This is a genomic window from Halorientalis brevis (assembly GCF_042678165.1).
Taxonomy (GTDB): Archaea; Halobacteriota; Halobacteria; order Halobacteriales; family Haloarculaceae; genus Halorientalis; species Halorientalis brevis.
In genome coordinates this window covers 185,407-206,621 of the sequence record NZ_JBHUDJ010000014.1, presented here as the reverse complement: position 1 = coordinate 206,621, position 21,215 = coordinate 185,407, and the positions used below count along the sequence as shown (strand labels likewise).

Here is a 21,215-nt window from a genome sequence, read left to right as displayed (position 1 = left end):
AAACTGTGGGGTTGACTCCGGTCCCTCACCACTCCTGAATGTGTGCACAACCGACAACTGTCGGATACCATCCCGATTATTCCGCGAATCGTCACTCCATCGGGGACTGATGCAGCAGGTGTCCCCCGTCGACGGTGAAGTACCCGCCAGTCACGTAGTTCGCGGCCGGACTCGCCAGGAACAGCGTCAACGGCACGCAGTCTGCAGCCGTGCCGAAGCGGTCGGCTGCCAGGTCTTCCATGAGCGCGTCGGGTAACTCGCCGCCGACTGCCCCCGTAATTCCCTCCGTTTCGATGATTCCCGGTGCGACAGTGTTCGCTCTGATCCCGTACTTGGCCCACTCGCTGGCCAGCGATTGCATCAGGTTGTGCACGCCGGCTTTCCCTGCGCCCGAATGTGCGTGGTACGGCGCGCCGAACGCCGAGTTCGTGGCACCCATCGAGACGATCGACCCGCCGCCGTTGTCGATCATGTGCTCGCCCACGGAGAAGCTACAGTACGCCGTTCCGTCGAGAATCGTTCCCACCACCGACCGCCACCCGTTCGCCGAGAGGTTCTCCGTCGGCGTGACGAAGTTCGCGCCAGCGTTGTTGACGAGGATCGACACGCCGCCGAGTTCGTCGACGACCGTGTCCGTCATCTCGTCGACTTTCTCTCGATCCCGAACGTCCACCGTTGTGGCACAGGCGTTTTGCCCCTTCTCCTCGATCTCCTCGGCCACGGGTTCGAGGTGGTCCATGTTCCGACTGGCGATGGCCACGTCGGCCCCGTGGTCGGCCATCGCGAGCGCGATTTCTTTCCCGATTCCCGTTCCCCCACCGGTTATCAGCGCCGTCTCGCCCGCCAACAGGTCGTCGCTGTAGATCGCTGTGGTCGGTGGCGTTGGCTCGAATCCCGTCATGTTATCTCACGGCGTGCCTTACACCACTACCGACCAACGATAAATGTGTTTTGCATTGCTCGGTATGTGGTAGCATGCCATATTTTCGTGACCGTTCGAATGCAAACGCTCACGGGATCAAAAACGTCGTTCGCCTACAGGTCGCTCTCGTCTAGCGGTTCCCAGTCTCCCGGCTCGTCCGTCGTGTCCTCGATTTCGTCGTCGGTAATCGGCTCGTCCGGGAGTTCGTCTGCGGGGTCGACTGTCGGTTCGACGTCGTCGTCGGTGATCGGTTCGTCGGGGAGTTCGTCCGCCGGATCGACGGTTTCCGCATCGTCGTCGGTCAGCGGCTCGTCCGGGAGTTCGTCGACCGGGTCCGTCGCGTCGTCGTCTTCAGATTCCGAATCAGCGGGTGGTTTGGCGACGAATTCGCCGGGTGCGTCGTCGATGGATTCCGGTTCCTCCTCGAGTTCGCTTTCGAGTGTCCCACCGTTGCTGGCGTCTGCTGACTCGTCCACGTCCGGGCTGTCGTCCACGGTTCTCGTTCCGGGCGCAGTCGCATCGCCGACGACCTGATCGATGTTTTCCTGAACGCCGCCATCGTCGCCTTCCCACGAGACGTTCGACCCGGAGTCGACAGACTCGTCGAGACTGTCGTCCTGGGCCTCCGCATCGGCCTGTTCGTTCGCGCCAGGGGTCGGCTGTTCGTCCGTCTCCTCCCGGTTGGCGTTTCGGTCTTCCGGTGGCGGGCCGGTCGCGTAACTGTCCGGGTACCCGGGGTCTGTTTCCGTCTCGCTTTGGTCGGGTTGATCGGCCGCCGCTGTCGGTTCTCCCGCCGGTTCGTCACCCTCGTCACGCTGCCACGTCCGCTCTTCTGGCGACGTCGGGGGGTGATTACCGCTCGTGTTCTGTGCGTGTTGTTGCACCGCGCCGGACTCGCTACCGTCGCCCGCCTGAGATGTCGACGGTTCCTCTGCCCGCGCTCGCGGCCCGGTCGGGTCCGCCCGCGCTTCGGACGTGTCGATCCCGAAGATGCCCTCGCCCTGCTCGGAACTCTCGTCGTGTTCCTGGGGTGTCTCCTCTCGTGCCCTGCCGCTCGACGGTTCCTGCGTCGACTCGTCGTCCGGTGAGTTCGCTTCCGCTGGTTCCTCTTCTGTCTCGTCCTCGTCACTGGCGTCCGCCTGCGTCGTGTCCACTGTCGTCGCGTCAGCGGCCTCGTAGCCCGCAGTGACGCTGTCGGCGATGAACTTGTGGCCGAACCCGATTAGCGATCCGGTCAGCCCCAGACTTCCCACGAGTGTCAGTAACCCGCCGGCGGCCAGGCGAGCGTAATACTGGTTGAGCTCTGGATTCACCATCGCCCGAGCGTCTTGATAGATGACGACGCCACCCGCAATAAACGCACCACAGATCAGCGAGACGGCGATGAAAAAGCTCAGGAGCTTGAACCCGTATTTCATCCCGTCTACAATTCTGACGGTTGTCATGTCGGAACGTTTGGTAACAGGAGACAAATAGGTTACGGCAGTTTGCCCTCCTGTTATCTCCTCCCGATCAGAATCGCTCCTCTGTTCCCTTCTGCTAGAATTGTGATACTACTGGTCCGTCAGTGATCGTCGGTGGATTCGCCGGCCACGACAGTCCCCGGAGACGAGCCGGCGAGAAACGACGGGAGGTCGTCGACGCCGAAGATGACGGCCGGCGCAGAGAGAGCGAGCAGGGTCCGGACCTTGCCGGCCATACCGCCGGTCACGTCCGTCGCGTCACTCCCGCCGAGCACCGCTGCGACGTCGTCGAAGCGATCGATCCGTGCGATAACCTCGTCGGACTCGTCCAGTACGCCCGGGACGGCAGAACAGAGGCCGACGCGGTCTGCGTCGAGGCTCTCGGCGAGATCGGCGACGAGTTCGTCGCCGCTCAGGATCGTCGCGCCCGTCGATGCGTGAACGACCACGTCTCCGTGGAGGACCGGAACGAACCCCTCGTCGAGCATCGTGGCGATGCCCCCGGACGGGAGCGTCAACGTCCCCTCTTCGTCGCGGCTCGCCACCGACAGCGGGTGGACCGGAACGGCGGCGACGCCGTGGTCCTGGAACCGGTCGACGACGGCGGCGTTCAGGCGCTTCATCGCGTCGTGGACGTCTGTCACTGCCCCGGCGTCACGCGTGCCGTCGGTCGTCGAGACGCCGTGGCGATCGGCGTGGTGGTGCCCGAAACTGCCCCCGCCGTGGACGACGACGAGCTCGTCGTCCGTCTCGGCGATCGCCGCGGCCGCCCGGTCGATGACGTCCTCGGCTACCGTTTCGGGTTCGGACTTCTCCGTGATGACGCTCCCGCCGAGTTTCAGCACGACCGTCATCTACGCCTCCTCGACCCGGACGCCCTCGGTGTCGAGTTCCGCCCGGAAGGTCTGTTCACAGCCCGGCGTGTACTTCAGCGCGGTCTCGGCCTCCTCGGTGTCGTCGAGCGCGACGATGCACCCGCCGCCGCCGGCACCCGTTAGTTTCGCGCCGTACGCGTTCGATTCCCTGGCCGCCCACACCATCTCGTCTAGCGACCGCGAGGAGACGCCCAGCGCCTCGAGGAGGCCGTGATTGAAATCCATCAACCGACCCAGTTCCTCGATGTCGCCCTCTCGAATCGCCTGTTCCCCTTCGCGGACGATGTCGCCGATCGTCTCGACGGTGGTAGCGGCGAACTCGTATTCCTCGCGGAGCGACCGCACGCCGGCGACGAGTTCGCCGGTGTCGCCCTCGCCGCCGTCGTATCCGATGACGAACGGGAGGTTCGGCACCTCGGTGATGGCTCGACAGTCGTCGCCCTCCACGCGAACGGCCCCGCCGACCGCAGAACAGAACGTGTCTGCCCGCGACGCCTGCCCGTCCTGGACCTCGTACTCGACCTCGTAGGCCCGTTGGGCGACCTCACGCGCCGTGAGGTCGACGCCCAGTTCGCGCGTCGCGGCGTCGATCCCGGCGACGACGACGGCCGCCGACGATCCCAGTCCGGCCCCCAGTGGAATCGAACTCTCGACGGTGATCTCGAACCCGGCGTTCGGCCGGTCCGCCGCGTCGCGGGCCTGCTCGGCGGCACCGTTGAGGTACCCTACGCCGGCCTCGATCAGCGACGGTGCCACGTCGACGTCCGGGTGGGCGTCCGAATTGGAGTCGTACTCGACGGTGTAGCCGTCCAGCGTGAGGTCAGCCGCGTGCACCCTGAGCGCGTCGTCGTCGCGTTCCTCGACCTCGACGGTCGCCCGTCGCTCGATCGCACAGGGCACCGCCGGTTCTCCGTACACAACCGCGTGCTCCCCGAAGAGATACACCTTCCCGGGAGCGCTCGATACGACCATACGCCCCTTTCCCACCCCGCTCTTAAGGAGATTTCCGACTGCGTCGGCGGTCCGTCAGATCACGTCTTCTCGATAGAGGTACTCGCCGAGGTACCCGCCCAGCGCACCGAGGCCGACGGTGTAGAGCAAGAAAGAGCCCAGTCCGAACGTGACGGCTACGATACCCATCGCGCCGGCGAATCCCGGTCCGGGACCCATCATGCCCCCCGAAAACGGCATGAATGCGAGTATGCCTCCGAAAATGAACGTTGCGACCACCAGTATCGGTATCGACGCGATCACGCCAGACAGTGCGCCGGCTTTGACGCCGTCACGCCGGTTCAGATAGCCTGCGACTGCCCCACCCAGGAGCGGCGCGAACCCCGTGAACGTCGCCAGGACAGTTACTGCTGCACCGACCAGTGCGTTCATGCCAGTGTCGCCTTCGCCCATAGCTGTCGCTTGTCGAGAAGGGAGAAATAGATACCTGGTACGTAACCGAAACGAAAAGTTGCGCGTCTAGATTTCGCTCTCGAAGTCTTCGAGAGCGTACGCCGGCTCTGCACCGCGGCGGTCGAGCGTCTCGTTGGCCAGCAGCCAGTAGACGACCGACAGCGCCTTGCGACCCTTGTTGTTCGTCGGGACGACGAGGTCCACGTTACCGGTACCGTTGTTGGAGTCGCACATCGCGATGACCGGGATGCCGACCGTGATGGCCTCCTTGACTGCCTGGGAGTCACCGATCGGGTCGGTCACGACCACGACGTCCGGCTCGATGTAGCCGTCGTAGTCCGGGTTCGTCAGCGTGCCCGGGATGAACCGACCGGTGCGGGCGCGTGCGCCGACTGCGTCGGCGAACTTCTCGGCCGGGAACCGACCGTACTGGCGGGAGCTCGCGACGAGCACCTGCTCGGGGTCGTAGTTGGCCAGGAAGTCCGCTGCCGTGCGGATGCGCTGGTCGGTCATCGAGACGTCCAGCACGTACAGCCCGTCGGTCCGGACGCGGTGGATGAACCGCTCCATGTCCTGGGTCTTCTGCTGGGTCCCGATGTGGACACCGGCTGCGAGGTAGTCCTCGACCGGGATCAGGAGGTCTGCCTCGTCGTCGGGCATGACGTCCTCGTCCAGCCGTGGCTCCTCTTCCTCCGGCTCTTCTGTTGTCTCTTCGGCTGCCTCCTCGGCAGCGTCGGGCGATTCCGCTTCGGACTCGTCTGCCTCGGCCTGCTCGGCCACGGCACCAGCCTCGTCAGCCGGTTCCGGGTCGACGTCAGACTCGTCGGCGTCGAGTCCCTCCTCGTTTTCGTTGCCGCTCATGCGTTGTCCTCGATTCTGATGAGTTCGTTCAGCTTCGCTGTTCGCTCGCCGCCGACCGCCCCCGTCTTGATGAAGGGTGCGTCGGTCGCCACGGCGAGGTGTGCAATCGTCGTGTCCTCGGTCTCTCCGCTGCGGTGGGAGACGACGGGCTCGTACCCGTTCTCGACCGCCAGCTCGATGGCGTCGAACGCGTCCGTCAGCGTGCCGATCTGGTTCGGCTTGATGAGGATGGAGTTGGCCGCACCCACCTCGATCCCCTCTGCGAGCCGATCCGTGTTGGTGACGAACAGGTCGTCACCGCAGATCAGCGTCTGGTCGCCGACCTCGTCGGTGAGCTCGGCGAACGCCTCGTAGTCGTTCTCGTCCAGCGGATCCTCGACGTACACGAGGTCGTACTCGGAGACCAGGTCCGCGACGTACTCGATCTGCTCGGCCGTGTCGCGTTCCTTCTGGCCGTAGCGGTAGACCTCGGCGTCGGCGTCGTACAGTTCCGCCCCGGCCATATCCAGCCCGAAGCGGATCTCGAAGCCGACCTCGTCCTCCACTGCTTCGACAGCCTCGGCCATGATCTCGAAGGCCTCGCTGTCGTCGATCGAGGGCGCCCACGCGCCTTCGTCGCCTTTGCCCGCGGGGACGTCCCGCTCGGCGAGGATGTCGTGGACTGCACCGTGAACGGCCGCGTTCGCGAAGACGGCTTCGGAGACGCTCGGTGCACCGACCGGTGCAGCGAGGAACTCCTGGATGTGCGTCGCGTCGGCTGCGTGTTCGCCGCCGCCGATGACGTTCCCCAGCGGAACCGGGAAGTTCCGACCCCGGAACGCACCGCCGAGGTGCTGGTACAGGGGAATCCCCTGGACGTCAGCTCCGGCCTTGGCCGCTGCCATGCTGATGGCGACGGCGCTGTTGGCGCCGATCTCGGAGAAGTCGTCCGTGCCGTCCGCGCCGTGGAGCACGTCGTCGATGCCGCGCTGATCGCCGGCGTACGCTTCGCCGACGAGCCGCGGGACTGCCTTCTCGCGTGCTTTCGCGATCGCCTCGCTGGCCGGCAGTTCGATGGCCTCGTACTCGCCAGTGGAGGCACCGCTCGGTGCGGCACCGCGCCCGAACCCACCGTTTTCGGTGACGACCTCGGCCTCGACGGTCGGGTTACCCCGGGAGTCGAGGACGCGTCGCAGTCGCACGTCGGAGATGAGCGTCATTGCTTACCCCGCTTGACTGTGAACGGGAGGACGCCAGCGTCGTACTCCTCGGCGGCGATGAGGATCGGCTGGGTCTGCTCGGTCTCGATGAGCACCGGCGCGCCGTATGCCACCTGCAGGGCTCGTGCCCCGATGATGCGTGCCTTCTCGTATCGGTTGTCCTGTCTTGCCATGCGTAGCGTCACTGGTAGGGTGCCACGATGTCGACGAGGTCCTTGTGCGAGACGAGCATCCGGCGGCAACAGTGCCGCTCGATGCCCAGTTCGTCGAGGACCGCTTCGGGATCCTCGTCGCCCTCGCGCGTCCGGGCTTTGAACTCTTCCCAATGCTCGCCGACGACTTTACCACAGGTGAAACACCGAACCGGTACCATCATATCTGATCACCTAGCGGTAGGACTTCTGGTAGCGCGCGCGGGCACCAGGGCCGCCCCATTTCTTGGGTTCGGACTGGCGGACGTCGTTGACCAGCAGCGACCGGTCGAACTCCATGTACGCGTCGCGCAGTTCCGCATCGTTCGTGTGCTGCACCAGGCCGCGCGCGATGGCGGTCCGGACTGCGTCTGCCTGGCCGCTCGTCCCGCCGCCCTCGACCTGGACGTCGACGTCGACGTCGTCGCGCAGGTCCTCGTCGGCGATGCGGAACGGTTCCAGCATCTTCAGGCGCGACAGCTCCGGCTCGGCGAGTTCGACCGGCCGGGAGTTGATGCGGACCCGGCCCTCGCCGTCCTGAATCGTCGCGCGGGCGATAGCCGTCTTCTTCTTTCCTGACGTGTTCGTTACCATGTGACGTTCGCTCCGAGTTTTTCGCTGATTTCGCCCATCTGGACGAACTTGATGTTCGAGAGTCGATCCAGCGACGTCCCCTCAATGATCTCGCCGTCGTCGTCGTGGGGGTTACCGATGTAGACGCGGATGTTCTCGAACGCTTCGCGACCGCGCGGCTTCTTGTAGGGCAGCATGCCCCGGATCGAGCGCTTGAAGATGCGGTCGGGCTGTTTCGGGTAGTACGGACCGCGGTCCGACCCGAGGTCGCGGCGCTTCTGGAACGTCCCGATGACGTCCTCTTTGCGTCCGGTGACGACAGCCTGCTCGGCGTTGATCACTTTGACGCTGTCACCGTCGAGGGCGCGCTCGGCGACCTCGCTGGCGACGCGACCGAGGATACAGTCGCGCGCGTCGATGACGACGTCTGCGTCGAATTCTGCGACGCTCATCGGACCACCCGTACGTTCGTTCCGTCTGGGTTCTGTTCGAGTGCCTGTTCGAGTTTCATGGTTTCACCGACCTGGTCGATCTTCGTCTGGGCAGTTCCGGAGAAGTCCACGGCTGCAACGGTGACGTCCTTCTGCAGGACGCCGCTGCCGAGGACCTTCCCGGGCACGACGACGGTCTCGTCTTCCTGTGCGTACCGCTCGATGCGGCCCAGGTTGACTTCCGCGTGCGTACTGCGTGGCTTCTCCAGTCGCTCTGCCACGTCGCCCCAGACGTCTCCGCCCGCGTCGCGGGCGGTAGACTTCAGGTCAGCGATGAGACTACGGAGTCTCGGATTCGTCTTGCTCATGACCTACCTCCTGTAAGAAAGTGCAGGGAGCAGGATTTGAACCTGCGGACCCCTACGGGACAGCGCCCTGAACGCTGCGCCGTTGGCCTGACTTGGCTATCCCTGCGCGCATTAGTCAGTTCCAACTGCCCCTTAAAACCGCTTTCGGTTGATCCCGCATCGGCCCGGCCGCTCTCCAGGGGCGCGGGGGCGTCATGTCCGGGATGGTAGGGGGCAGTGACGTTCATTGTTCTATAGCTGTACTGCGTCCTTCAGATCTGCCGCGCGATCGTGGAGCGTCTCGACTGCCTGCGTGGTGAGCTCCTCGACCGTCAGCGACCCGTCCGTCTCGACGTGGAACACGAAGGCGTTGTGCACGTCCTCGACCTCGACCTCTTTCCCGGGGTACCGGTTCGTCAGGTCGTTGTCGAACTCCTCGGTCGGGATGAGTTCGCCGTCCTCCTCGATGATCCCACGCAGAATGTGGGGTTCGTCGTCGCCGAACTCGTCGGCGTCGCCGACGACGTTGACGCGCTGGAGGTGACGGTAGCCGACCGCCACACCGCCCTGGTGTTTGGCGTGTTCACGACCGCGGTCGTACACCGCGTCCGCCTCGACTTCCAGTCGCTGCGGTGTTTCGGACCCCTCTGGGTCCTTCAGATCGATGATCGGGACGTTCTTGTCGGCTGGCTCGACCTGTTCGTCCTGGCAGACCAGATCGCCCGAGTAGGCCGTCCCTGGTCCTTCGACGTCCAGTGCCAGCGTCGTCGTCTCACCGATCTCGTAGTCCTCGGGCGTCGTGAGCGGCACGAGCCCGAGGCGAAGCGCGATCTGCTCGTCGAACATCACCGACGAGTTCTCGATTACGCGCACCTCGTCGATCGACAAGGTGGGCACGTCGGCGACCATCGCTCGCCGGATGCCGTTGGCGAACGCTGGCGTGATGTCGCGCACGAGGAACCGCGCTTCGCGGTCGCCTCGTTCGATGAACTCTACGTCGTACTCTGTTGCCATCTTAGAATCCGCTGTTCTTTGGGCCGCGGGTCCCGTCGTGCGGGATCGGTGTCACGTCCTCGATACGACCGATTTCGAGGCCGGCGCGAGCGAGCGCTCGGATCGTCGCCTGTGCGCCCGGGCCGGGGTTGGTCTGCTGGTTGCCGCCCGGACCGCGAACGCGAACGTGGACGCCTTCGACGCCCTGGGCCTTGACTTCCTCTGCGACGGTCTCGGCCATCTGCATCGCCGCGTACGGCGACGCTTCGTCGCGGTTCTGTTTGACGACCGTCCCACCGGAGGACTTCGCGAGCGTCTCCGCGCCGGTCTGGTCCGTGATGGTGATGATCGTGTTGTTGAACGATGCGTGCACGTGGGCGATGCCCCAGATGTCGTCAGGTGCTTCCTCTGCCATGGTTTACTGCTCCTCCGCGCGCTCGGGGTGGAGTTCGTCCGTCAGCGGGCTCGCGCTGTCGAACTCGACGGTGTCCTCCTCAGCGATGGTCACCTTCGCGGACGGCTCGGTCACGCGTCGGCCGTTCATCCGGATGTGACCGTGGCTGATGAACTGTCGCGCCTGCTTCGCCGTGTTGGCGTAGCCTTTGCGGTAGACGATCGTCTGGAGTCGACGCTCCAGGACGTCCGTCACGTCCAGCGACAGGATGTCGTCCAGGCCGTCCTCTTCGCCGAGGATGCCCAGTTTCTGCAGGCGGGCCAGGAACTCCTCGGACTCGGTGGCTGCTGCCTCGGCGTCGCCGGAGGCCGCACCGAGCAGGTCACGCGCCTCGCGCCGGTAGGACCGGAGCTCGGACTGCGCGCGCCAGAGTTCCTCTTTGTTCTTCAGGCCGTAGCGGCCGACGAGGTCGTGCTCGCCAGCGATGCGCTGGCCCTGGAAGGGGTGGTTCGGCGTCTCGTAGAGCTTCGTGTTGGATCCGAGCGCCATTATTCTTCACCGTCCTCCTCGCCAGCGGCTTCCTCGGCCTGCTCTTCCTTGATCGCCTCGACGTTGACGCCGATCGTCCCCTCGGTACGACCAGTGGATTTGGTGCGCTGTCCGCGAACCTTCTGGCCGCGCTTGTGGCGAACGCCACGGTAGGAGTCGATCATTTTCATGCGGTTGATGTCCTGGCGACGGGTGAGACCGAGATCGTTGCCGATCTCGTGGGTGGTCTCACCGCTGAAGTAGTCCGACTGGTGGTTGGTCATCCAGTCCGGAACCTCGTCGGCGAAGCCCTCGACGAGTTCGACGATGCTGTCGATCTCGTCCTCTTCGAGCTTCCCGAAGACGGAGCGCCGGTCGATGCCGGCCTTCTCGCTGATGATGCGGGCAGCTCGGTGCCCGATACCGTTCATGTCTGTCAGTGCTCGCTCGACGGACTTCGTGCCGTCGAGGTCTGTCTGTCCAATGCGAACGAAGTAGCGGATGTCCTCCTCTTCTTCCGCTTCCTCGCCCTCTGGTGGTTCTTCTGCACTCATGTGTAACCGTTTGTGTGGTGAGCGTCGTGGCGGGGATTCGAACCCCGGAGGCTTGACGCCACAGAGTTAGCAACCCTGCGCCTTGGGCCAGACTTGGCTACCACGACCCGCTCTGCTGTATACTCATCGCCCGCGAGGTCAACCCTCTTTCGGACTCGGGACCCGGTGCCCCTGCACGATCTGTACTTACCGGTACAATCGCCCCCTTATTTAAACGCAACGGAACACGGCGAGTGCAACCCGCTGGTACCCCCGCCGCCGTCTGTTGGTCTGTGATTGTCTCACGTCATTCGAGTCCATTTGGAGATCAACGAGTACGCACGTGAGGTTATCGTGACCGCTGGCGGACGACCAACCACGAGAGGTTCGTGGTCCAGGTGAGGAGAAACGCGCCGATGCTGCCGACGAACGACGACAGCCGGAGCGGCGCCGTCGCGATGACGTAGAACCCAGTGAACTCCACGGCGGCGATACCGCAGGCGACGATCACCCACACGACGGCCTTTCGGGTCTCGTCGTACGCCGGCCAGTAGTCGTCGTAGGCCGTCGGAACTCCGAGGCCGAGCGTCAACAACAGGAGCAAGCTCCCCTGATAGCCGAAGATGAGGTTGAACGCGTACGCGAGCGGGACGGCGACGACGATCGCCGTCGAGATGCTGACGTTCCGCTGGGTCGTCGCTCGACCGAGGAGTCGCGCCACCGTCTCGGTGGTGGGCATGACCATACCATACACGGGGCGGACTGATAAAACTGCGACTGGTTTCCGAACCGGAGGGTCGTCGGCTCAGGCGCCGATGTACTCCTCGTTGATGACCCAGTCGCCCTCGTCGTCCTGTACCATGTACTCCCCGTAGTATGGCACTCTGTTTTCGACGACGTCGCGGAACGCGTCGCGGATCTCCGGTTTCGTCATCTCGCCCATCGAACGGAGGTCGTCGTTGCGGTTGAGACAGCCCTTCAGGTATCCTTCGTGCGTGACGCGCACGCGGTGACAGTTTGCACAAAACTCGGCGTTCTCGACGGGGTCGACGACTTCGACCATCCCTCCCTCTGTGGAGTCGCCACCGATCCAGTAGCGCTTGCGGTCGTGCATCTCCCGGTGTTCGATCTCGTCGGCCTGCTCTTCGAGCCAGCCGTGGACGCGCTCGATGTCGATCGCCCACTCGGGCCGGCCGGCCAGTTCCGGCATGTACTCGATGAGTTGCAGCTGTAGCCCGTCGTTCATCGCGACGTAGTCGACCATCTCGGGGACGTAGCCGGCAGTTGCCTCGAACACGACCATGTTCAGTTTCACGGGGTCGAGCCCGGCGTCCACGGCGGCCTTGACGCCCTCGATGACGGCGTCGTACTCGCCGCTCTGTGTCACTCGTTTGAACGCGTCGGGGTCGAGAGCGTCCTGGGAGACGTTTACCCGATCCAGGCCAGCGTCGACCAGTTCCTCGGCGCGGTCGGGGAGATAGGTGCCGTTCGTGGTCAGCGAGGTCTCGATATCGTCGGGAGTTCGGTCGATGATCTCCGCGAGGTCGTCGCGGAGCATCGGCTCGCCGCCGGTGAACTTCGCCGCGTCGACGTCGAACTCCGCGGCGACTTCCAGAAACCGGACCACGTCGTCGGTGTCCATCTCGTTGTCCTGCGGGTCCATCGGTCCGCGCGTGTCGCCCAGTCCCTCGTTGTGACAGTAGACGCAGTCGAAGTTACAGCGGTCGGTGAGCGAGATGCGTACTCCCGTCACCTCGCGCCCGAACTGGTCGACTAGCATAGCTGAGTATCAACACCGCGCGTGCTTAAATCCGGTGTCGCAAGTCGACGATGTGTAACCATGTCTGGTTACCCAAAAGACGTCAATTCATCGGTTCCAGGGACCTAAACGACGGGACTGTTCGGTGATGGCGGGGAGAGACCGCAGCCACGCTGGTCTGAGGTGAGTTCACAACCCTTTTCGACGGTCGCGGGTCTATCACCGCTATGGACGAAGCCGACGTATACGACCGGCTGGAGTCGGTCGAGGATCCGGACCTGGGCGACGACATCGTCTCGCTCGGGCTGGTCAACGACGTGACTATCGACGACGACACGATTCACATCTCGCTCGTCCTCGGCGCACCGTACTCGCCGACCGAGACGGCGATGGCCAACGAGGTCCGCGACGTGCTCTCGGACGTCGACTACGAGCTCGACCTCGCCGCGGACGTCGACACCGGCGTCGACGCTGACGAGCAGGTGCTCCCCGGGGTCGAGAACATCATCGCCGTCGCGTCCGGGAAGGGCGGCGTCGGCAAGTCGACGATCGCCGTGAACCTCGCGGCGGGCCTCTCAGAGATGGGGGCACGCGTCGGGCTGTTCGACGCCGACGTGTACGGACCGAACGTCCCGCGGATGGTCGACGCCGACGAGCGTCCGCAGGCGACCCAGGACGAGAGACTGATCCCCGTCGAGAAGTTCGGGATGAAGCTGATGAGCATGGACTTCCTCGTCGGTGAGGACGACCCCGTGATCTGGCGCGGTCCGATGGTCCACAAAGTGCTCACGCAGCTCTGGGAGGACGTCGAGTGGGGCTCGCTCGATTACATGGTGATCGACCTGCCGCCGGGGACCGGCGACACCCAGCTCTCGATGCTACAGACCGTCCCCGTCTCCGGCTCCGTCATCGTCACGACGCCTCAGGAGGTGGCCGTCGACGACGCCCGCAAGGGCCTGGAGATGTTCGGCAAACACGAGACGCCCGTCCTGGGTATCGTCGAGAACATGAGCACCTTCCAGTGTCCCGACTGCGGCTCCGAACACCACATCTTCGGGGAGGGCGGCGGCCAGGCGTTCGCCGACGAGTCCGACATGCCGTTCCTCGGATCGATCCCGATCGATCCGGCAGTCCGGGAAGGCGGCGACGACGGCAAACCGGTGGTTCTGGACGAGGACTCCGAGACCGGCGAGGCGCTCCGGGAGTTCGCCGCGGAGACCGCCGACATGCAGGGGATCGTCCACCGACGCGGCATCTCCGTCCAGCGATCACAGGACGAACACGAGCACGACCACGATCACAGTCACGATCACTAACAGTTCGCGTTCGCGGGGCTGTCGGCCGATCACACCGCCGCGGCGACCAGCATGACCCCGCCGACCAGCGACATCCCGACACTGACGACACGCGTGAACGTCACGTTCCAGTCGGCCGGTTCGACGTCGGCCGACAGCTCGACTCGGTAGCTGTCGTTCCTGGCACAAGCGATTCTGAATTGTGGGATTCGATGAACGATCAGTCGTCGGCCGGGACGCCGGCTTCGTCTGTGCCGAGGTCCTCCATTGCCCATTTGACGACGCGCGCTTCGACGAGCGCTCGGACTTCGCTGTGGTCGTCGGACTCGTACTCCGCGATGACGCGTTCGCTCTCTCGGAGCATCTCCCGTTCGAGCGGGTCCTGGTCTGGCTCGTCGCGAACGTCGTTGAGCAGGGCCTCGAAGTCCTCGCGCAGGTCGAAGTCGGCGCGGGCAGCGTTGCACCGCGAGAGCGGACTCATCCCCGCGTCGAGAACCAGGTCGACGACCGTCTCCCAATCGCTCTCGCAGAAGTAGATCGACACCTCGCCGACGATGTCCTGCCAGGCGATGGGGCCGCTGTTGTCGAGTAACTGGACGGCCCGCGGCGGGAGATCGAGACGCGAGTCGGTGTCGGGATCGCCGCACAGGCAACAGGGCTGTTGCCACTTCCCCGTGTACATGTGCGCGAGTTCGGAGCCGACCGATAAGGCTCTGTCCACTCCGGGTTCGGTGTCGCGTTTTCTCATCGATCCGAGGGGAGCGAAGCTACTTCGGGCTCGCTCGACTAGTACGGTCGTCACTCACTATGGACGGCGTTGCTTCCCTTGCTGTCCAATTGGGACCTTCGGCCCGGGTACTCGGGCCGTTGATCGGTCTCCCCGAACCGATTCTGTACGGTATCGCCTCGGGCGTCGCGCTCCTCATCGGCTCGCTACTGGGCGTGGTCTGGTCGCCGTCGGACCGACTCATGGGCGCGTTGCTGGCCTTCGCAGGTGGTGCCCTGGTGACCGCGGCGGCGTACGAACTGATCGAGCGTGCGTTCCAGGTCGGGGGACAGTGGTTGGTCGCAGGCTCCCTCATGGCCGGTGCGATCATCTTCGCCGGCGCGGACTTCGCGTTCAAGGAGTTCACGTCCGGTGAAGGCGAGTCCAGGTGGTCGCTGCTCGCGAGCGTCACCCTCGACGGGGTCCCCGAGAACGCTGCGCTCGGGATCGTCCTCCTCGGCTCGTCGGGCGCGGGTCTCGCGCTCGTCGCGGCCTTTTTCGCGAGCAACTTCCCGCAGGCCCTCGGCGGGACCGAAGCCATGCTCGAAGACGGGTACGGAACGTGGAAGACGGTCGGCGGGTGGTTCGTCGTCGCGGTCGTCGTCGGCGGGTCCGTGTGGGCAGGGAACGTCCTGTTTGCCGGGACTGGCGCGGCCGTCCTCGCGGGACTGCGCGCCTTTGCCGGCGGTGCGATCCTGGCGAGTCTGGCCGACGAGGTGTTCCCCGACGCGTACGAGGACGTGTCGTCGCTGACGGCGGTCGCGACGGCGCTCGGATTCCTCATGACGCACTTGCTGAAATAACCGGGGACACTGCCGGACCGACTGATAAGCTTTTAATCGCGTGCCACGGGAAACGGGGGTATGGACACGGCCGAACGGGTCGACCTCGTCAGCCGCTACACGGAAGAGGTCGTCACAGAGGAGGAACTGGAGGAACTGCTCGCCGAGGAGTCGCCATCGGCCTACATCGGCTACGCGCCGACGGGGGAGATGCACATCGGTCACTTCACGACCATCCGCAAACTCGCCGACTTCATCGAGGCGGGCATCGACGTGACGGTCCTGATCGCGGACCTGCACGCCCACCTTGACAGCGAGAAGAGCCCGTGGGACCTGCTCGACGCCCGCACCGAATACTACCAGGAAGCCATTCGGGGCATGCTCGACGCCGCCGGTGCCGATCCGGAGGCCGTCGAGTTCGTCCGTGGCCGGGACTTCCAGCTCTCCGAGGAGTACACGCTCGACATGTACCGAATGGCCGCAGAAACGACCGTCGCTCGCGCCCAGCGCGCGGGCAGCGAGGTCGTTCGCGAGAGCGACAGCCCGAATCTCGGGGGATTGATCTACTCGCTGATGCAGAGTCTCGACGTGAAGGCGCTCGACGCCGACATCGCCTACGGCGGGATCGACCAGCGCGGCATCTACATGCTCGGTCGCGAACTGTTGCCCGACCACGGCGGCGAGGCCCCAGTCTGCCTGTTCGCGCCGCTCCTCTCGGGTCTCTCCGGCGGGAAGATGAGCGCCTCCGAGGCGTCCTCGAAGGTGAACCTCAACGACTCGCCCGACGAGGTCACAGAGAAGATCAACGGCGCGTACTGCCCGCAGGGCGAGGTCGAAGACAACGGCGTCCTCGAATACATGCGCTACCTCGTGTTCCCGGTGCTCGACGAACAGGGCGAGTCGTTCGTCATCGAGCGCCCCGAGGAGTACGGCGGGAACGTGAGCTTCGACAGCTACGAGGAGTTGGAGGAGGCGTTCCTCGACGGCCTCCACCCGCAGGACCTCAAGAACGCGGCCGGCGAGTACATCTCCGACGTCATCGACCCGATCCGAGAGCGCCTCGACGACCAGCCGGAACTGCTCGAAGAAGCGTACCCCGAGAAGTACGCGTAATCGTCAGCACTCGCGTTTCTTCTCGAACTTGTCGCGGGCGTCGCCGGCGAGGAATCCGAACGCTCCGCCGAACCCTGCACCGACGCCGGCACCGACCGGTCCGAGCGGACTGCCCGCGATCGCACCGACCGTCGCCCCGGTTGCCGCACCCTTCCTGGCGTGTTTGTGTTTCCGACAGCGCATAGCACTCTCACTAGGGAAGCCCGTGTCATAAACTCTCATTGCGCCTCGATTGAACTGTCGGACGGCTCACACGGCGTCGGGGCCGCGGTTGCCAGTCCGTATCTGGATGGCGTCGGCCACGTCGATGATGAAAATCCGTCCATCACCGGGGTCTCCCGTGTAGGCGGCCTCGCGGATGGCGTCGGCGACGTCCGCAGCGGGGACGTCCGCGACGACGCACTCGACCTGAATTTTCTCGTGGAGGTCGACCGTGTACTCCTCTCCCCGCCACTGACCGGTTTTCGCGGGCTGGCTGCCGCGCCCGCGGACGTTCGAGACCGTCAGTGATGGAGCGCCCGCCTCCCGCAGCGCCTCCTTGACGTCCTCGAGTTTCTCCGGGCGGATCATCGCTTTGACCAGTCGAATTTCGCTCTCACCGGTGTGGTGTTCATCCATACAAGAGCGGGGAGACCGATCGGAAAAAGCGTGCGGGTGGCTCAGTCTGCGGTCGCCGGTTCGGCGTCGGCCTCGACGTCTTCTCCGAGCCAGTCTTCGGCCCACTGTTCGATCTCCTGGAACACGGGACAGAGTGATTCGCCCTTCTCTGTCAGCCGGTAGTACGTCGCAACAGGCGCGTCTTCCTCCATGCGACGGGTGACGAAGCCCATCTCCTGGAGGTCGTCGAGCACGCGCGAGAGCGTGCGGGAACTCGCGTCCGTCGACCGCTTGAGTTCGTTGAACCGCTTCTCGGTCCCGTGGAGGTCGTGGAGGATGACGAGGCGCCACTGCGAGCCGATCTGTTCGAGCGACTCGACGATCGGACAGGCGCCCTCGTTTCTGGTCTCGGCGGACATCGGTGTAACCTGGTTACATGAACGTCCGGGAAACGGTATATAGGTTCGGGTTCGAACCAGGTAACACAGTGAAACCGGGCTGCCGACGTTCCGGTGAGCCCGGGTTCTGACACGCTACCGCATCCATTCCCAATGTCCGACACACCACCGCTCACTGGCTTGCATCACGTGACGAACATCTGCACCGACGTGGACCGCACTCGGGAGTTCTACGAGGTGGTGCTGGGCTGGCACACCGTCAAGCGGACGGAGAACTACGACGATCCCGGGACGCTCCACTACTACTTCTCACCGACGCCCGCCGGTGAACCGGGAACCGTCGTGACGTACTTCGAGTATCCCGGCCATCAGGGCCGCCCGGGCGGGGGCGCAAGCCATCATTTCGCCATGGGCGTTCCCGACAGGGAGGCGCTGGCGGCGTGGCGCGAACACCTCGTGGAAAACGGCGTCCGCGTCTCTCGCATCCAGGACCGGACCTACTTCGAGAGTATTTACTTCACCGACCCGGACGGACTGGTCATGGAAATCGCCACGCAGGGTCCCGGATTCACTGTGAACGAGGACGATCCTGGAAGCGAGTTCATCGACGCACCGGACGCACAGACGACCGCCGTCGGAACGACGGGAGTCTCGGACGTAGATGGAGACGACGACACGGGTGACGAATGAAGATCGACCCCGAGACGCACGACCGGTCCCTGTATCGCACGATGACCGGTGCGGTCGTTCCCCGGCCGATCGGCTGGATCTCGACGACCAGCGAGGACGGCGTCGACAACCTCGCGCCCTACAGTTTCTTCAACGTAGTCACTGCTGATCCGCCGATCCTGATGTTCGCGCCCGCGAGCGGCACAGGCACCCTGAAGGACTCGGCGCGGAACGTCCTCGACACCGGCGAGTTCGTCCACAACGTCGTGACCGCGGATCTCGTGGAGGATATGAACGCCACCAGCGCGACGCTCCCACCTGAAGAGAGCGAGTTCGACCACGCCGACGTCGAGCGCGCGCCGTCCGAGAAGGTCGCGCCGCCCCGCGTCGCCGCCGCCGACCTCGCGTTCGAGTGTGAACTGTACGACGCCGTCGACATCGGCATCTCGACGCTCGTCCTCGGCGAGGTCGTGATGGTCCACGCCGACGACGCAGTCACGACTGCGGGGAAAGTCGACGTCGAGAAGGTCGACGCAGTCGGACGGCTCGCCGGAAACTGGTACGCCGACGCGAACGACCGCTTCCGGCTGGAACGGCCGGAGTGAAAACGAGCGTGTCTCTTACAGCGGTTCCTCGCCGTCGATGATCCGTTGCGCCCGGTCGGCCAGTGCGGGAACGCCCTCGCGCATCTTCGGGTAGAGCGGATCGTCGCTGTTCCCTTCCAGGTGCCGCCGGAAGAACATCTCTCCGAGGCCGGCGAGCTTGTACACCGCGAGCGTCCGATAGAACCGTTCGTGCTCGAACTCGATGCCGGTCCGTTCCTCGTAGCGCTCGACCAGTTCCTGTCGCGTCAGGTACCCGTCCTGGGTCATGAACGTCGCCGACAGTGACGACGTCGAGGCCGGCGGGTCGGGGTCTTTCTCGTCCCACCAGTACGAGAGCAGCCACCCCAGGTCGGTCAGCGGGTCGCCGAGGGTCGCCATCTCCCAGTCGAAGATGCTGACGATCTCCGGCGGGGTACCGGGACCGTACATCACGTTGTCGAGTTTGTAGTCGCCGTGCACCAGCGTGTGCGGATGATCCTCGGGCGCGTTCTCCTGGAGCCACTCCATCACGTCGTACAGCACCGGCACTTCGCGCTCCTCGGCGGTGACCGAGAACGCCCACGTGAGCTGTTCGCTCCAGCGCTTGACCTGGCGCTGGGTGAACCCTTCGGGGTACCCGAACTCGTCGAGTCCGATCGCCTCGTAGTCGACCTGGTGAATCTCCGCCAGCCGGTCGATTAGTTGCTCGCCGACCTGTCGGCGGGCGTCGGGACTCCCGAAGCGATCCGGTTCCGCCCCGCGCAGGACGCTCCCCTCGGCCCGCTCCATGACGTAGAAGTCGGACCCGATGACGTCGTGGTCGTCACACGCGGCGACGGTCACGGGGACGCGAACGTCCGTGTCCTGGAGCGCGTCGATGACGGTGTACTCCCGGAGCACGTCGTGGGCCTTCTCCGCCGTTTCTCCTGGCGGCGGTCGTCTGATGACCAGTTCATCGCTCCCCCAGGTGACGAACAGCGTCTCGTTGGAGTGTCCCTCCTGGTGGTGTTCGACCTCGAACTCGTCTGCTGCACCGAGTTGGGCTTCGAGATAGGAAGCCAACGCGTCCTCGTCGACGATCCGATCGAAGTACTCGTCGCTGCCTTCGGTCATGCCTCTCGCCTCCGTCTCGCAGCGTGATCGACCCTCGTAGCTAACATTGTTAGACCAGTATGGCCTTCACCTATGAATAAGTGGGGGTATCAGTGAACGCTGCTCGTGTCGAGCAGGGGGTTGTTTTACAATGTTTCGTTCTCAAGGAGAGGTATGGTCGTCGAGTACGAAGATTCGGACACTGCACAGGGACTGCGAGAGAGCGCCAGGGAGTTCATGGACGAAGTAGTACTCCCCGTCGAGCGGGAATACCTCGGCGAGGGAACCGTCCCGATGGACGTCATCGAGGACCTCTTCGACGAAGCGCGGGAGTATGGCGTGTTCTGCCCCCAGATCGAAGAGGAGTACGGCGGTGGCGGCTACGACTTCCGCGACGTGTTGCCGCTGTTCGAGGAGGCCGGCCGGAGCGTGCTCGGACAGATGGCGATGCGCGTCGACGCGCCCGACGAGGGGAACATGCACACCCTCGAACTCGTTGGCACCGAGGAACAGAAAGAGAAGTGGCTGAAGCCCCTCGTGGCCGGTGAGATTCGCTCCGGGTTCTCGATGACCGAGCCGATGCAGGGTGCCGGCTCCGACCCCAAGATGATGCAGACGACCGCAGAGAAGGACGGCGACGAGTGGGTCATCAACGGGCACAAGTGGTGGACCACGCAGGGCGTCGAAGTCGACCTGCTCCTCGTGATGGCCCGCACCGACATGGACGCCCATCCCTACGAGGGAACGTCGATCATCCTGGTGCCGGCCGACGCCGACGGCGTCGAGATCGCCAACGCGACGCCCCACCTCGGCCAGGACCTCGTGCCCGAGAGCCACGCCGAGATCGAGTACAACGACGTGCGCGTCCCCGAGGAGAACCTGCTCGGCGCCGAGAACGCCGGTTTCATGATCGCCCAGCAGCGCCTCGGCCCCGCCCGACTCACCCACTGCATGCGCTTCTCGGGGATGGCCGACCGGGCGCTGGACGTGGCGAAAGCCTACATGCACGAGCGCGACGCGTTCGGCGAGTCGCTCGAAGACAAACAGGCCCAGCGGTTCCGCCTGGCCGAACAGGAGACCCAGTTGCACGCCGCGCGAACGATGGTTCGCCACGCTGCCGAGAAGATCGCCCGCGGCGAGGAGGCCCGCATCGAAGTGGCCATGTCGAAGTACTTCACCGCCAACGTCGTCCAGGAGACCATCGACTTCGCGCTCCAGGCCTGCGGCGGTGCCGGCATCTCCCAGCACCTCCCGCTGGCCGACTTCTATAAGGCGAACCGCGCGTTCCGGATCGTCGACGGCGCCGACGAAGTTCACAAACGGTCGATCGCCCGCGCAGCCTTCGAGGACGTCCCCGAAGCGGAACTGGCGAACCTCCCGCGGTTCTAAAGTACCTTTTTTGCGTTCGGGTGCGCTCCGCGCACCTCTCACGCAAAAAATCTACGC

29 protein-coding genes and 2 tRNA genes are annotated in these 21,215 nt (G+C 64.7%); 6 read left to right on the top strand and 25 right to left on the bottom strand.

The annotated features are described in order from the left end of the window. Positions 1-91 precede the first annotated feature (91 nt). The 20 genes from ACFR9U_RS17515 to moaA form a co-directional block, all read right to left on the bottom strand. A complete protein-coding gene (locus ACFR9U_RS17515) occupies positions 92-901 on the bottom strand; it encodes an SDR family oxidoreductase (protein ID WP_247378434.1) in 810 nt (269 codons plus the stop codon). Between the two features lie 134 nt (positions 902-1,035). Further along, positions 1,036-2,367 (bottom strand): hypothetical protein, encoded by a 1,332-nt coding sequence (locus ACFR9U_RS17510; protein ID WP_247378433.1) that lies wholly within the window; start codon positions 2,365-2,367, stop codon positions 1,036-1,038. A gap of 119 nt (positions 2,368-2,486) precedes the next feature. After that, entirely contained in the window at positions 2,487-3,239 is a 753-nt protein-coding gene (locus ACFR9U_RS17505) for an isopentenyl phosphate kinase (RefSeq protein ID WP_247378432.1), read from the bottom strand. Continuing rightward, on the bottom strand, positions 3,240-4,232 hold the full coding sequence (gene mvk, locus ACFR9U_RS17500; RefSeq protein ID WP_247378431.1) for a mevalonate kinase: 993 nt from the start codon (positions 4,230-4,232) through the stop codon (positions 3,240-3,242). Positions 4,233-4,286: 54 nt separating this feature from the next. Next, entirely contained in the window at positions 4,287-4,664 is a 378-nt protein-coding gene (locus ACFR9U_RS17495) for a DUF5518 domain-containing protein (protein ID WP_247378430.1), read from the bottom strand. Between the two features lie 66 nt (positions 4,665-4,730). Beyond that, complete coding sequence (gene rpsB, locus ACFR9U_RS17490; protein ID WP_247378429.1) at positions 4,731-5,525, bottom strand: 30S ribosomal protein S2; 795 nt, start codon at positions 5,523-5,525, stop codon at positions 4,731-4,733. Beyond that, complete coding sequence (eno, locus tag ACFR9U_RS17485; RefSeq protein ID WP_247378428.1) at positions 5,522-6,724, bottom strand: phosphopyruvate hydratase; 1,203 nt, start codon at positions 6,722-6,724, stop codon at positions 5,522-5,524. The genes rpsB and eno overlap by 4 nt, the downstream gene beginning before the upstream one ends. Further along, entirely contained in the window at positions 6,721-6,897 is a 177-nt protein-coding gene (locus ACFR9U_RS17480; RefSeq protein ID WP_247378427.1) for a DNA-directed RNA polymerase subunit K, read from the bottom strand. Before ACFR9U_RS17480 ends, eno begins: the two co-directional genes overlap by 4 nt. An 8-nt stretch (positions 6,898-6,905) precedes the next feature. Then, positions 6,906-7,100, bottom strand: a complete 195-nt coding sequence (locus ACFR9U_RS17475; RefSeq protein WP_247378426.1) for a DNA-directed RNA polymerase subunit N — start codon at positions 7,098-7,100, stop codon at positions 6,906-6,908. A gap of 10 nt (positions 7,101-7,110) precedes the next feature. After that, the gene (locus ACFR9U_RS17470; RefSeq protein WP_247378425.1) at positions 7,111-7,509 is read right to left on the bottom strand and encodes a 30S ribosomal protein S9; all 399 of its coding nucleotides are present in this window, start codon (positions 7,507-7,509) and stop codon (positions 7,111-7,113) included. After that, positions 7,503-7,940, bottom strand: a complete 438-nt coding sequence (locus tag ACFR9U_RS17465) for a 50S ribosomal protein L13 (protein ID WP_247378424.1) — start codon at positions 7,938-7,940, stop codon at positions 7,503-7,505. Before ACFR9U_RS17465 ends, ACFR9U_RS17470 begins: the two co-directional genes overlap by 7 nt. Beyond that, positions 7,937-8,287, bottom strand: coding sequence for a 50S ribosomal protein L18e (locus ACFR9U_RS17460; protein WP_247378423.1), 351 nt, complete (start codon positions 8,285-8,287; stop codon positions 7,937-7,939). The genes ACFR9U_RS17465 and ACFR9U_RS17460 overlap by 4 nt, the downstream gene beginning before the upstream one ends. A gap of 21 nt (positions 8,288-8,308) precedes the next feature. Then, a tRNA-Leu gene (locus ACFR9U_RS17455) sits at positions 8,309-8,393 on the bottom strand. Between the two features lie 125 nt (positions 8,394-8,518). Continuing rightward, the gene (locus ACFR9U_RS17450) at positions 8,519-9,280 is read right to left on the bottom strand and encodes a DNA-directed RNA polymerase subunit D (RefSeq protein ID WP_247378422.1); all 762 of its coding nucleotides are present in this window, start codon (positions 9,278-9,280) and stop codon (positions 8,519-8,521) included. Between the two features lies 1 nt (position 9,281). After that, complete coding sequence (locus ACFR9U_RS17445; RefSeq protein ID WP_247378421.1) at positions 9,282-9,674, bottom strand: 30S ribosomal protein S11; 393 nt, start codon at positions 9,672-9,674, stop codon at positions 9,282-9,284. 3 nt (positions 9,675-9,677) lie between these two features. Beyond that, positions 9,678-10,202 carry a 30S ribosomal protein S4 gene (locus ACFR9U_RS17440; protein ID WP_247378420.1) on the bottom strand — a complete coding sequence of 175 codons (525 nt, stop codon included), beginning with the start codon at positions 10,200-10,202 and terminating at the stop codon, positions 9,678-9,680. Next, positions 10,202-10,735, bottom strand: a complete 534-nt coding sequence (locus tag ACFR9U_RS17435; RefSeq protein ID WP_247378419.1) for a 30S ribosomal protein S13 — start codon at positions 10,733-10,735, stop codon at positions 10,202-10,204. The genes ACFR9U_RS17440 and ACFR9U_RS17435 overlap by 1 nt, the downstream gene beginning before the upstream one ends. Before the next feature lie 22 nt (positions 10,736-10,757). Then, positions 10,758-10,842: transfer RNA gene (locus tag ACFR9U_RS17430), tRNA-Ser, on the bottom strand. 221 nt (positions 10,843-11,063) lie between these two features. Next, on the bottom strand, positions 11,064-11,453 hold the full coding sequence (locus ACFR9U_RS17425; protein ID WP_247378418.1) for a hypothetical protein: 390 nt from the start codon (positions 11,451-11,453) through the stop codon (positions 11,064-11,066). Positions 11,454-11,519: 66 nt separating this feature from the next. After that, complete coding sequence (gene moaA, locus ACFR9U_RS17420) at positions 11,520-12,494, bottom strand: GTP 3',8-cyclase MoaA (protein WP_247378417.1); 975 nt, start codon at positions 12,492-12,494, stop codon at positions 11,520-11,522. Positions 12,495-12,700: 206 nt separating this feature from the next. Here moaA and ACFR9U_RS17415 point away from each other — a divergent pair, with 206 nt between their 5' ends. Then, positions 12,701-13,789, top strand: coding sequence for an Mrp/NBP35 family ATP-binding protein (locus ACFR9U_RS17415; protein ID WP_247378416.1), 1,089 nt, complete (start codon positions 12,701-12,703; stop codon positions 13,787-13,789). A gap of 199 nt (positions 13,790-13,988) precedes the next feature. Here the strand turns inward: ACFR9U_RS17415 and ACFR9U_RS17410 are convergent, their stop codons facing one another. Then, a complete protein-coding gene (locus tag ACFR9U_RS17410) occupies positions 13,989-14,450 on the bottom strand; it encodes an MCP four helix bundle domain-containing protein (protein WP_247378415.1) in 462 nt (153 codons plus the stop codon). 125 nt (positions 14,451-14,575) lie between these two features. On the opposite strand from ACFR9U_RS17410, the gene ACFR9U_RS17405 reads away from it, so the two are divergent. Together ACFR9U_RS17405 and ACFR9U_RS17400 are read left to right on the top strand one after the other, a co-directional pair. After that, positions 14,576-15,337, top strand: a complete 762-nt coding sequence (locus ACFR9U_RS17405; RefSeq protein WP_247378414.1) for a ZIP family metal transporter — start codon at positions 14,576-14,578, stop codon at positions 15,335-15,337. 60 nt (positions 15,338-15,397) lie between these two features. Further along, on the top strand, positions 15,398-16,429 hold the full coding sequence (locus ACFR9U_RS17400; protein WP_247378413.1) for a tyrosine--tRNA ligase: 1,032 nt from the start codon (positions 15,398-15,400) through the stop codon (positions 16,427-16,429). A gap of 3 nt (positions 16,430-16,432) precedes the next feature. On the opposite strand, the gene ACFR9U_RS17395 is transcribed toward ACFR9U_RS17400, so the two are convergent. The 3 genes from ACFR9U_RS17395 to ACFR9U_RS17385 form a co-directional block, all read right to left on the bottom strand. Further along, the gene (locus tag ACFR9U_RS17395) at positions 16,433-16,612 is read right to left on the bottom strand and encodes a YMGG-like glycine zipper-containing protein (RefSeq protein WP_247378412.1); all 180 of its coding nucleotides are present in this window, start codon (positions 16,610-16,612) and stop codon (positions 16,433-16,435) included. A gap of 66 nt (positions 16,613-16,678) precedes the next feature. After that, the gene (locus tag ACFR9U_RS17390; protein WP_247378411.1) at positions 16,679-17,047 is read right to left on the bottom strand and encodes a P-II family nitrogen regulator; all 369 of its coding nucleotides are present in this window, start codon (positions 17,045-17,047) and stop codon (positions 16,679-16,681) included. A 41-nt stretch (positions 17,048-17,088) separates the two neighbouring features. Next, positions 17,089-17,445 carry a winged helix-turn-helix transcriptional regulator gene (locus ACFR9U_RS17385; protein ID WP_247378410.1) on the bottom strand — a complete coding sequence of 119 codons (357 nt, stop codon included), beginning with the start codon at positions 17,443-17,445 and terminating at the stop codon, positions 17,089-17,091. A 132-nt stretch (positions 17,446-17,577) separates the two neighbouring features. Between ACFR9U_RS17385 and ACFR9U_RS17380 the strand changes: the two genes are divergently transcribed. Further along, positions 17,578-18,114 (top strand): VOC family protein, encoded by a 537-nt coding sequence (locus ACFR9U_RS17380; RefSeq protein WP_247378409.1) that lies wholly within the window; start codon positions 17,578-17,580, stop codon positions 18,112-18,114. Next, a complete protein-coding gene (locus ACFR9U_RS17375) occupies positions 18,111-18,698 on the top strand; it encodes a flavin reductase family protein (RefSeq protein ID WP_247378408.1) in 588 nt (195 codons plus the stop codon). Before ACFR9U_RS17380 ends, ACFR9U_RS17375 begins: the two co-directional genes overlap by 4 nt. A 15-nt stretch (positions 18,699-18,713) precedes the next feature. Here ACFR9U_RS17375 and ACFR9U_RS17370 read toward each other — a convergent pair whose 3' ends face one another. Next, on the bottom strand, positions 18,714-19,790 hold the full coding sequence (locus ACFR9U_RS17370; RefSeq protein WP_247378407.1) for a phosphotransferase family protein: 1,077 nt from the start codon (positions 19,788-19,790) through the stop codon (positions 18,714-18,716). 153 nt (positions 19,791-19,943) lie between these two features. Between ACFR9U_RS17370 and ACFR9U_RS17365 the strand changes: the two genes are divergently transcribed. Further along, entirely contained in the window at positions 19,944-21,158 is a 1,215-nt protein-coding gene (locus ACFR9U_RS17365; protein ID WP_247378406.1) for an acyl-CoA dehydrogenase family protein, read from the top strand. The last annotated feature ends 57 nt before the right edge of the window (positions 21,159-21,215 follow it).